Raw genomic sequence first — 11,374 nt, 5'->3', positions numbered from 1 at the left:
AGGGGCGGCTGTGGGTCTTGGTCACGCCGAGGTCGGCGAGCAGGAAGGCGACCGGCTTGGAGGTCATGCTTGGGCCGCGGTCGGCGTGCACGGTGAGTTGTCCGGGGGCGATGTGGTGCTTGGCGCAGATCTCGGCGATGAACTGTTGGGCCTAAGGTGGCGCACTCGCGGGTGGCGACCATCCAGCCGACCACATGGCGGCTGAACACATCGAGGATCATGTAGAGGTAGAAGTACGCATTAGGCGTTCGCGCCGCTCAGCGGGCTGCTCAGGCTGAGCCCCAGCAAGCTGGAGATTTTTTTTTGGACGTCGATGATGGTCTCGGCCTGCGCCAAGCGCTCGCGCAGCTGCGCGTTCTGGCGCTCAAGCTCGCGCAGGCGCGCCAGCGCGATGCCCTCAGGCTTGGCCTTGGGGCCGCGCTTGTGCGGCGCCAGGGCCGCCAAGGCCCCCGCCTCGCGTTGGCGCCGCCAGGTGGTCAAGTGAGAGGAGTACAGCCCCTCGCGGCGCAGCAGCCTGCGGTCGACGCGGATTTGAGCGAAACGCCCGTCGGCAGCGCGAGCGGATCGTCCCACGCTTGGCAACCCGGCCGCTCACCAAGGACCTTGCGTTGGCGACTAAGAGCCAACAGGCGCATGGTGGGCGGGCGCGTGTCGGCGCGGCCGCCGCCCGCCGCGATGCAGCGCAAGCGGAGGCTCAAATTGTTGCCTGCCGTCGCAAAGAGTCAGCGTAATGTAGCCGAGACGCAATTGCGCACGATGAACCGGTCGACGTCTCGCTCCTGTGCCGGCAAAAAGCGCCAAAACAACCGCTTAAACCCGGCTTCGGCATCCATTTCGACGATGTCCGCGGCGTGCGCGCGCAGCGCCGATAGCGTCTGTGGCGGCACGCTCGCGTCAACGTAGAACCGGCACGTCCATCCCGGGTAGAGGAGTCTGCGCAGCTTGGCATTCTCCACCGCACCGACGTTGTAGATGGGCAGGTCACCCCAGAGACTGAAGCTGATCACGTTCATGGTTTTCGGTGGGCTCTGTTGAGCGGTTGAGTGGCGTTTGGCCGCGTCCATCCCTCCGCCTGGCCCGCCGCCTGGGCGGCGGGCCGTGGGCGCTGTGCTGGGCGCAGGTGTCGGCGACGGCGTCGTCGTGTTGGCGGGCAGCGTGCCCGTCGACCAAGCGGGCGCTGCCGGTGGATACCGCCTGAATCGCGTCGACCGCCACGTGTTGCATTTATACATCTTCAGCGTCGGTCACGCCCGCATGACGTGCTTCAGGCTCACCGTCTTGCCTTGCCCCGCAAGCCCCCATAAGCCATTGTTGATGCGTTGATACGGTGTGGCCCTGATGGTGCCGATGATGCCGTCGGCGCCGTCGTTGCTACACGCCACGACATTATAGCTTGACGCGGCTGTTGCGTTGTGGCACCGTTGCCTTCACTCTCCTGGCGTAGCTTACGGGCAACAAGCTTGGCGGGTCGCGATCGTGTGTTACAGGCCATGGCACCAGCCAGTTGTCACTGGGCGCGAAGCCCGCGATGGGCCGGCGGTACGCCCATCAGTCCAGGGGCGAGGTATTTCTCAAATGCATGGCATGCCTGAGCCAGGCAACGGCCTGTATTTTTGTAGGGCACCAACCCGACAAGTAGGGCCCCAGCCCGACGAACTGCAGCCCCCGGCGGCAGCCGTCGCGCCAAACCTAATTCACAGCACCCTTCAAACCCGGTAACATACCTACGGATATTCACGTAATTTGGGCCCCGACCCATGAGCTTCGACAGAGCCACACAGATGCGCAGGTTGGACGCTGCTACAATGCGGCGAACGCCGGCCAGGCGCGCGCACGACGGCGAACATGACCGCAACCGGCCGCCTCAGCCGCGATGTCCACGCCAGCCAGTGACATTAGCGATGGGCAGCTGCGCACGCCCGCGACGGGCGCCGTGACTGACCAGTAGACGAAACCCTTCGCTCCCTCGAGCTTCGCCCCTCAAACCCGAGACCCGCAACACGGAGAACCCCGACCATGGCACTTCAAGCCTTCGAAGCGAACTACTACCTCGAGAACAACCCGGACGTCCTGGCAGCGGTCCGTTCGGGCGCCATGCCGAGCGCCGAGTGGCACTATATTTATTTCGGCGAGGCCGAAGGACGCATGCCCAACCCGTTCTTCGACCCCAGCCTCTATCTGTCCCAAAACCCTGACGTGCTGGCCGCTGTCAACGCTGGCGTCTTCAGCACGGGTCTGGAGCACTACTCCATGTTCGGCGCTGCCGAGGGGCGCTCGAACGGTATCATCGTCTTTGAGGAGGCGTACTACCTGGCGCAGAACCCCGATGTTGCCGCCGCCGTAGCCGCCGGGATCTTCGAAAGTGGCTACGATCACTTCGTGCTCTTCGGCGCCGCAGAAGGTCGCGACTCGGCACCGGGCGTCACCCCGCCGCCCGTGGATGGCAACACCTTCGTGCTCACGCAGCAGGCCGACAACATCCCTGGCAACAGCCAGGACAACACGTTCCTGGCGCCCGTGACCCAAAACGAGACCGGTGACGGCGTGCTGGCCAACACCTTCGAGACGGGTGACGTGCTGCAGGGCGGTGGTGGCCGCAACGTGCTCATCGCCGACCTGATTCAGTCGGCGACCACGCCCTTCGACGCAACCCCGCCGATTTCCGCGACAACGGCGAATATCCAGGAAGTGTACTTCCGTGCCCAGACCGGCAACGGCGGCATCAATACCATCGACGCTCAGAACATGTCCGGCGTCGAGCAGTGGTGGTCCGATGAGAGTCGCAGCGACATCGTCATCGAAGACATCCGCTCGCTGCCGTCGCAAACCACCTTCGGCATGCGCCTCACTGATCCGGGCGTGAACTACACGGCCTACTTCAACCCGCTCTTCGTCGATGGCGGCGACGAGATCGAGTCCTCCATCACCATCGTCATCCAGGAAGTCACCGGCGGCCAGGATCCCGCGGTGACCGAGCTGGAAAATATCTCCGTTCGTGAGATCAATTTCGCCCTGAACGGCGTCGAATACAGCCTCAGCAACGAGGCCATGACGGCGGCCAACACCTGGGACGAGTTGCAGCTCGGCATCGAAGAGGCGCTGACCACAGCGGGTCTGGCAGACCTCACGGTCACACATAGCGGCAACGGCATCTTTGTCATCGACGACACCGCTGGCGGTATCTTCGCTGTCGATCAAGGCGAAGCGCTGATCTTCGGCGCGGCTGCTGACATTGACGTGCGCAACCGCGTCGACGTTGGCCAGATCATCGACGAACTTCCCACCGAAACCACCGCCGTCCTGGACGGCGCAGGTAGCGGTTCTCAGGGCGGCGCACTCAACCTGGGCGCCATGTCCGGCTTGCGCGGCATCGAGGTTGTGGACGTCGTCGTCGGCCAGGATAGCCACCTCACTGCGTTGACCTCGTTCAACCAGACTCCTGGACAGTTCCAGTTCAACCCTGCGACTGGCTTGTTCGAAACCGCCCTTTTACGCAATGGTCAACCCAACGAGTTCCTGGAGGTGGTGAATCTCTCGAGCCTCGAGGCCGCCGGTGATCTGGCCCTGGGTATCACGGACCCGACTGCGATCGACGGCCGCCTGCTGAGTTCCCAAACCGGCGTGCCGGGCGGCGTGGCGGCCGCTTTCGTCTCCGGACTGAACAACGTCCGCGTAGTCAATGGCGAAGCCTTTGGCGGTGCGCTTAACATAGCCATCACCCTGGACGACAACGCCATCGGGCGCTACCTCGACGAAGCCACCGGTACAGTCGACTTCGTCTACGGTGCCTCGGCACAGAACGACATCTTCAACATCGCAGACCTGGGCTCCGCCGGCGGCGTCGGTGCCGACCAAGACTTCGCCATGCAGGTGGACATGGCCGCGGGTGACGACATCCTCATCATCGACGCCCCGACGGCCCAGCGGGTCTCCGTCGACGGTGGCGAAGGCGACAACACCATCAAGGTGTCCAACAGCCACGGTACGACTACGGTCAACACGTTTGCCGCCTTCGCTAACTTCCAGACCTATGAGGTGGAAGGACCCACTTTCGCGACGGTCCACGACTTCGAGAGTATGCCGGGCGTCACCAATGTCGTCATCGCAACCGTGGGGGGCGTCAGTACACAGCTGATCAACCTTGAGGTTGACCAGAATGTTACCGTCACCGGCAAAAATCAGACTGTCGGGAACGCTAGCACTGACGATCAGTTTTTCGGGCAAATCCGGCTGACGGACGACGCTGGTCCCACCCGCTTCATCACGCTGGATAACACGGCGCGGCTCGCCAACGTCGATGTCAATGGTGATCGTATCGACGGTGAATTGACAGTCGATCAGATACTGGTTGACGGTGATGACAGTCAGACACGCGCCGTTACCATCGACTCCACCGGTGAACGTAACACGTTCAACACCGTGAACGACTTCGACGGCGAGGCAGTCACCAGCGTCACGCTGCAAGGGACGCAGGATCTGCGATTCCATATCTCGAGCCTTGCCGAATCGCCCGTGACGGCCGGCCAGAGCCCAGCCCTATCCATCGACGCCAGCACGCTGACGGGCAACTTGACGCTTGCACTCAATGCGGATCTGTTGACGCGTGCGAACGACGATCAGGTGACTGGCACAGACGGCGAGAGCGATCTGCTCCAGCTGTACGGGGCTGACCCAGGCTCGGACGGTGCTGCCTCGATCTCTGGTTTCGAGACCATCCAATTCGGTGCGCCCTTCGCTGCCCCATTAGCCTTAGGTTTCAGCGGTATCTTCGACACGGCAAACGTCTCAGGCGTAGGTCTTTATGACTTTGAGCGTTTGGACGGTGCGACGACGCTGGACAATATCGGTGGCACGATAAATGCCAGAGTCAATGGCGATGGACCCGCGAATGAAGCCCTGACGTTCACCGCTGCGGCTCAGGCTACAGGCAACGTTGTCAACCTGGCTGTGGGTGATGACGGTTACACTAGTAGAGTGACGACAAACGATGTCCGAACGTTGAATGTCGATCTCGTCGGCGAGGATGCCATTGGTGATGCTTTCACCCTTGATTTCGATGTGGATGACTATGCAGCGACGCTGTCATTCTCGGGCGGTGGTGAAGGTGACTCTGTCAGTCTAATCGCCAATGATTTACCGTTTTCACTCGCGCGAATTGATTTCTCTGAGTTCGTTGGCGATGTGAGCAATGTTGTGTTGGACCGACCCGCTGTTCCTGCAAATACTACTAACACCGAAGTGGTTCTAAACGGATATAGTATTGGCATCAATGATCAATACGACGACTTTGTCCCCTTCCCCCCCCCCTTCGATATGATCACGACTTATCGGCTTACCACGGATGCTGTCGATAATACTGAAGTCTGGGAGATCGAGGGATTCCGGGGCTTTAACGAAGCCGGCGTCGGACTGAGCAATCTTTCGATCCTGGACTTCCGAGCCCTGGGTGTGGAAGGGTTGGCGGATCTCGTCGTTGTGGATGATGGTGCTAATACTACGATCACATCCTCGGGCGATTTGAACTTCGAGATCGAGCTCGTCGGTGTTGTTACGACGGACCTCGGTATTAGTGAGAACTTTGTGTTCGCAGCCTAACGTACCTACGGCTCCGTACTAGCCGCAGCCAACGAGCAGCCCCTCCGCTCACGCGGAGGGGCTTTTTTATTGTCAATCGCACCTGAGTCGCCGTACGGGCGCTAAGGCGCTGCGCCCGGCACACAATCGCACGCGCTTGCACAGCAGCACGCAGGTGCTCCACCGCAACCGGGAGTCCCGACGATGGCCACACCCACACCAACCACCGTCACCATCGACGGCCAGCAGTACGCCATGGCGGACCTGTCACAGGAAGCACGCAACCAGCTGTTGAATGTGCGCATCTGCGATGAAGAGATCGCCCGCCTGCGTCAGCAACTGGCCATTGCACAGACGGCCCGCGTCGCGTACGCCAAAGCGCTGGCCGATGCCCTGCCCAAGCAGCAGAGCGACTAGGCAGCGAAGGGCTCGGCGTGTCAGCCCGGGGCGCAGCGGCGGCGTGTTGCGGCGCGCCGCCAGCCGGGCGCTGGATGATGCTGGCCACCACTACATGAGCCATTGCCCGCTGTGGCGGCGGGCCTACATGCTGCGGCCCGCGGATCGCGCATCGTCAGGCGCGGTGGCCTGACGCCACTGTGCCATCCATCCTTTCTGCATTCATGTGGTCCCCATACCGGTGGCCAAGGACGTCGCCAGGCCCGCGCAGGCTGGCTCGGCTGCGACGTGGCATGGTGGGGGCTGCCCATTCGGCGTTGCGGTGGCAGGGCGTTATGGGCGTGGCGGGGCAGGGTTTACGCCGTCGCCCCGGTCCGGGCCCGCGGTCTGCTGCCTGCCGACGCCACGGGCACGCGGCTGTGCTTGTGGCGTTGCGCCGCCCGCCGCGGCGGATGTCTTGGGCTGTTGGGGGGGACGGGCCGCTGCGGGGGTTGCGGCGGGGCCGGCCGCTGCACCACCGGGGCGACGGTGTCGCCGCGGCGCAGGAGTGGGCGGCGGCGCGCGCGCTTATTGCTCGCGAAAGGCCGTCGCCAGCCGATCGGTGATGGGCTTGGCCAGGTATGCGAAGAAGGTGCGCTCGCCGGTCTTGATCATGACGTCGGCGGGCATGCCCGGCAGCAGGGTACGGTCCTCGAGGTTGGCCATACCGTCGCGGGTGACGCGGATACGGGCCAGGAAGTAGGGCTGGCCCGAGGCTTCGTCCACCAGGCGGTCGCCGGAGACCGTCAGCACCTCGCCCGTCACCGTGGGGGTGTCGGCCATGTTGAACGCCGTGAAGCGGATATCCGCCTGTAGGCCCGGAAACACTTGGTCGATGTCGGCGGGCGAGACCTGGGCCTCGATGATGAGCTGCTCGCCATCGGGGACGATACTGAGGATTTTCTGACGCGGTTCGACGATGCCGCCTTCGGTGTGCACCGCAAGGCCGACGATGGCGCCGGCGACGGGGGCGCGGATCTCGGTGCGCTCCAGGGTCTTGCTCAGGGCGTGGATGCGCTCGCGCAGGTCCGCCAGTGCGGGCTGTACTTCGCTCAGGCGCTTGGCCACCTCGGTGTCGAAGTCGCGCTGTAGTTGGACGATTTGCAGCTCGGTCTCGGTCATTTTCACGCGCGCGCCGCCGATGCTGGCGACATGCTGACTGCGCTCGCCTTCCACTTCGGCCTCGAGGCGCTCGTACTCGCGCAGCCGTGCCTTGTCGCTGAAGCCCTGCTCGAACAGCTGCTTGAGCGAGTCGATCTCTTCGCGGTAGAGCTCGGCGCGTTGCGCCCAGCGCCCGGCCAGTGCCTGGTAACCGTTGATCTGCTCCTGCAGCTCTTCGATGCGCTGGCGCAGCACGCTTTTCTCGCCGTACAGGGCGGTGCGCCGATTGTTGAAGATTTGCGTCTGACCGGCCATGGCTTCGCGCACCCGCCGGTCGTCGGTGTGGTCGGTGAGCGCCGGCGGAAAATCGATGCTGCCAGCGTCGTCGCGCTCGGCCACCAGCCGCGCTTCTTCGGCCAGCAGGGCGTAGTACTGGCCGCGGGCGATCTCGAGCTGGGCGCGGATGTCGGTGGCGTCCAGGCGCATCAGGACGTCACCGTTGCGGACGTGGTCGCCTTCGCGCATCAGGATCTGTTCGACGAAGCCGCCGTCGAAGTGCTGGACGGTTTTGCGCGCGGATTCCACGGTGACCACGCCGGGTGCAACCGCGGCGCTATCGATGGGCGCCATCATGGACCAGATGCCGAAGCCGCCGAATGCCACCAGCAGTACGACTAAGCCGAACAGGCGCTCGGGTGTGTCGCTGGTGCGTAGGCCCCCCGTGCCTGCACCGTCGGTGCCGGCGTCGGGCGCCGCCGGCGCTGGCGCCGTGGGGGTGGCGGCTGCGTCCGATGGGCTCGAGGGGGTGGTGTCCAATGACCTGCCCGATGCGGTTGTGGGCTTGGGGTCTTGTTCTTGTGCCTGCTCGGCATCGCCACCAGCGGCCGGTTGCGCGGCGGAGTTGTGTGGGTTTGGACTGCTCATGGCGTGACTCGGGCGCGGCTTTGGCCGGCTTTGGGCGCTACGGGTGAAGGGGCTGCGCGTCAGGCGCGGGCCGGTACGCCCGCAGGGCGTTGCTTGCTCACCGCCGCGGGGCGGGCGAACTCGGCGAGCACCTGATCGCGCGGCCCGAACATGTGGATGCGACCGTCGCGCAGCACCATGATGCGCTCTACGCTGTGCAGCAGGTTGGGCCGGTGTGTGATCACCAGCACCGTGGCGCCGCTGCGCTTGAGATGACCGAGCGCGCTGACCAGCGCGGCCTCGCCATGATCGTCCAGGTTGCTGTTGGGCTCGTCCAGCACCACCAGGCATGGACTGCCATAGAGGGCGCGGGCGAGCCCGATGCGCTGGCGTTGTCCGCCCGAGAGCACGGTGCCGCCCTGGCCGATGGGTGTGTCGTAGCCCTTGGGCAGCCGCAGCACCATCTCGTGCACGCCGGCCTTCTGCGCTGCGGTGACCACGCCGTCGGGATCCATGTCGCCGAAGCGGGCGATATTTTCGCTGACGGTGCCCTCGAGCAATTCTACATCTTGGGGCAGATAGCCGACGTGGGGGCCGAGCTCGTCGCGGTTCCAGTCGTTGATGGCCGCGCCGTCGAGGCGCACGCTGCCCGCGGCCGGTGGCCAGACGCCGAGCACCGCGCGCGCCAGGGTGGATTTGCCGGCGGCGCTGGGGCCGATGATGCCGACGATGTTGCCGGCTGGGATATCGAAGCTGACGTTTTGCAGTACCGGTGTGCGTGCGCCGGGCGGCACCACGGTGAGCTGCTCGGCGACGACGTGGCCGCGCGGCGCGGGCAGGCGCATGGCACGCTTGCGCGCCGGAATGCTGAGCAGCAGATCGCGCAGGCGGTCGTAGGCACTGCGGGCGGCGAGGAACTGCTTCCAAGAGCCGATGAGCATGTCCACCGGCGCCAGCGCGCGACCCAGGAGGATGGAGCCTGCGATCATTGCCCCGGGTGTGATCTCGTGTTGGATGGCCAGGTATGCGCCGGTGCCGAGGATGAGCGATTGCAGCGTGATGCGAAACGCCTTGCTGGTGTTGGCCAGCACGCCCGCGCGGTCGCTGGCCTGTGCCTGCAGCCGTAACATATCGGCGTGGCGCGCCAGCCAGCGTCGGTGCACGTTATCGAGCATGCCCATGGCCTCGAGGGCCTCGGCGTTGCGCAGATGGCCGCCCACCGCCTGGTTGTTCTGCACCGTCAGGCCGTTGGCGGCGTTGAGGGGCTTGCGGGTGGACAGCTCGTTGATCACCGCGAGCATGACGATGACCACCAGCCCGGCAACGCCGACCCAGCCCAGGATGGGGTGCAACAGAAAGATCACCGCCAAATAGATGGGAATCCACGGCGTGTCGAAGAAGGCGAACAGGCCGGCGCCGGTGAGGAACTGCCGCAGGCTGGTGAGATCGGATAGCGGCTGCGTGCCGCTGGGGCGGCCGTAGCGCAGACCGGCGTCGAACATGGCGGTGAACAGTCGCTGACTCATGCTCATGTCGAGGCGCGCGCTCACCCGCACCAAGAGCCAGGTGCGCGCGATCTCGAGCAGCCCCATCACCATGAAGAGCGCCACCACCAGCACCGTGAGGGCCACCAGGGTGGAGACGCTGGCGCTGGCCAGCACCCGGTCATACACCTGCAGCATGTAGATTGCCGGCAGCAGCATCAGCATGTTGATGAAGAGGCTGAACAGGCCAGCGAACAGGAATGATCCGCGACTGGCCCTGAGCGCGGCACGCAGCTCGTCTTGCGCTTGGCCTGGGCGTTGATGGCTAGACATGTCTTTGCGCACTGACGGGCATCCTCTGGGCCGCCGTCGGGCGGCGATGATGAAGGGGCGGGCGGTGCTTCAGCCGAGGGGATCGAAGGTGATGCTGCCGTCGCTGCCCAGAAAGTCCAGCCCGCCTTGGTGTTGTTGAGCTGCTTGGGCCTGGCGTTGGGCCAGCGCAGCAAGCCGTTGCACGCGCTGCATGGAGAGCAGTTGGGCATAGGCGGCGCTGAGGGCGCCGCGCTGCTGCAGGGCCTTGAGCGTGTCGGCGGGGCAGGCGTCGAGGGCGCCGACGTCAATGCGATACAAGCCGTCTACCGGCTGTTTACCGATGGACGTGGTGACCTCCAGGGGCCACGGGGCAATGAGTCCGGCCTCGTGCAGTTGCGCGCTCAGCGTAACCACGGCCGCACGGCTTTGCTCGGTGTGGGCGAGAAAATCGAGCGCTTCCTTCGTGGTTTGCGCCGGCTCGTCCGGCGCGCTGAAAAACGCCTCCCCGTCCGGCGGCTCGGTGAGCAGGCCGCTGTCCTCATCGACGCACAGTGTCAGCTGGTCTTCGTTGGTTTTGCCCAGGCCAAAGGGATAAGCGCGGAGGGCCGCTGGGACATAGCCGACCAGCCAGCGACCGTTGACGTCGACGCAGAGGTTGTGTCCGGGCTCGAAACCGAGCACAACGCACAGCGTGTAGTGCTGCTCGGTTTTCAGGAATGCCATGGGCAGCTCGACCGCCACCTGCGACAGTTCAGCCGCGGCGACGGGCACCACGATGCGATCGGCCGCGAAGTGATAGTCGGCGGCGCGGCGCCAGTGCCTGTGACCATGGCGATCCTGCGTGACGGGCTGCCAGTTGGGCATAACTACGCCTGAAGCCGGGAGGTGGATGGTTGCTCGAATATGAGCGATGACAGTGCTTTACTAAACCCAAGAACTGTAGAGATCTGGCATGTCCGCGTCAAGGAAACCCATAAAATGGGGACGCACCATGTTTTCTGTCTGGCCGTTTAGAGACAGGTGCACCGACTGATCCGCCGTGAGATCGGACCAGTCGACCAAGATCGTGGGCTCGGCGACGGGCGCCAACAGCACCCGGCACAAGGTCGCGTAGAACGTCCGCCGCTCGCCTTGCAGCTTGCCGTTGCCGAGCAGGCGGTCGGCGCGCGTGATGCCGTGACGCAGACGCGTCTTCGACGTGAATCGCCGTCCGCTATCGCTCAGCGTCAACCAGCGGAGCGCTGACGCAGGCGGCGACCGCCGCAAACAAGGTCCCGCGGCGGCGCCGATGCACGCCAGCGAGCATTGGGTCGAGGCACCGGTGTAGGGTTGTCAGCGCATGCACGGGAGGTCTCCTGTGCGTTTGGTCACTTGCCAGGGACAGCGGCCCCTCGTGCATGTTCAGCGCCTTGCTCGAAACCGCATTTAACTCACTGTCTAAGCTCTAGATTTTGAGGGGATACCTCAGGGGCGCACCATGTTTCCTGTCTAGGAGCCTGTCCGACTTAGGCTCAGGATTCGGTCTCATCCGTATGCTACTGCCAAAAAATATACGAATCGGTTTA

7 protein-coding genes and 1 pseudogene are annotated in these 11,374 nt (G+C 64.3%); 2 read left to right on the top strand and 6 right to left on the bottom strand.

The window, feature by feature from the left end; translation table 11 throughout:
* Positions 1 to 513: pseudogene (locus QZ607_RS24950) on the bottom strand (DDE-type integrase/transposase/recombinase); the annotation flags it as partial.
* Between the two features lie 209 nt (positions 514 to 722).
* Positions 723 to 1,013, bottom strand: coding sequence for a hypothetical protein (locus QZ607_RS24945; RefSeq protein WP_295888717.1), 291 nt, complete (start codon positions 1,011 to 1,013; stop codon positions 723 to 725).
* Positions 1,014 to 2,016: 1,003 nt separating this feature from the next.
* On the opposite strand from QZ607_RS24945, the gene QZ607_RS24940 reads away from it, so the two are divergent.
* A complete protein-coding gene (locus QZ607_RS24940; RefSeq protein WP_295888712.1) occupies positions 2,017 to 5,595 on the top strand; it encodes a hypothetical protein in 3,579 nt (1,192 codons plus the stop codon).
* A gap of 183 nt (positions 5,596 to 5,778) precedes the next feature.
* Positions 5,779 to 5,991, top strand: coding sequence for a DUF6447 family protein (locus QZ607_RS24935; RefSeq protein WP_295888710.1), 213 nt, complete (start codon positions 5,779 to 5,781; stop codon positions 5,989 to 5,991).
* A gap of 546 nt (positions 5,992 to 6,537) precedes the next feature.
* Here the strand turns inward: QZ607_RS24935 and QZ607_RS24930 are convergent.
* From QZ607_RS24930 to QZ607_RS24915, 4 genes are all read right to left on the bottom strand, one after another.
* Positions 6,538 to 7,926 carry an HlyD family type I secretion periplasmic adaptor subunit gene (locus QZ607_RS24930; RefSeq protein WP_295888708.1) on the bottom strand — a complete coding sequence of 463 codons (1,389 nt, stop codon included), beginning with the start codon at positions 7,924 to 7,926 and terminating at the stop codon, positions 6,538 to 6,540.
* A 167-nt stretch (positions 7,927 to 8,093) separates the two neighbouring features.
* Positions 8,094 to 9,830, bottom strand: a complete 1,737-nt coding sequence (locus tag QZ607_RS24925) for a type I secretion system permease/ATPase (RefSeq protein ID WP_295888706.1) — start codon at positions 9,828 to 9,830, stop codon at positions 8,094 to 8,096.
* Between the two features lie 69 nt (positions 9,831 to 9,899).
* Positions 9,900 to 10,673 (bottom strand): SapC family protein, encoded by a 774-nt coding sequence (locus QZ607_RS24920; RefSeq protein WP_295888704.1) that lies wholly within the window; start codon positions 10,671 to 10,673, stop codon positions 9,900 to 9,902.
* 60 nt (positions 10,674 to 10,733) lie between these two features.
* Complete coding sequence (locus QZ607_RS24915) at positions 10,734 to 11,039, bottom strand: hypothetical protein (RefSeq protein ID WP_295888703.1); 306 nt, start codon at positions 11,037 to 11,039, stop codon at positions 10,734 to 10,736.
* Between the last annotated feature and the right edge of the window lie 335 nt (positions 11,040 to 11,374).

This window comes from uncultured Thiohalocapsa sp. (assembly GCF_913063425.1).
Classification (GTDB): domain Bacteria; phylum Pseudomonadota; class Gammaproteobacteria; order Chromatiales; family Chromatiaceae; genus Thiohalocapsa.
This window is presented reverse-complemented; position numbering and strand designations above follow the sequence as displayed.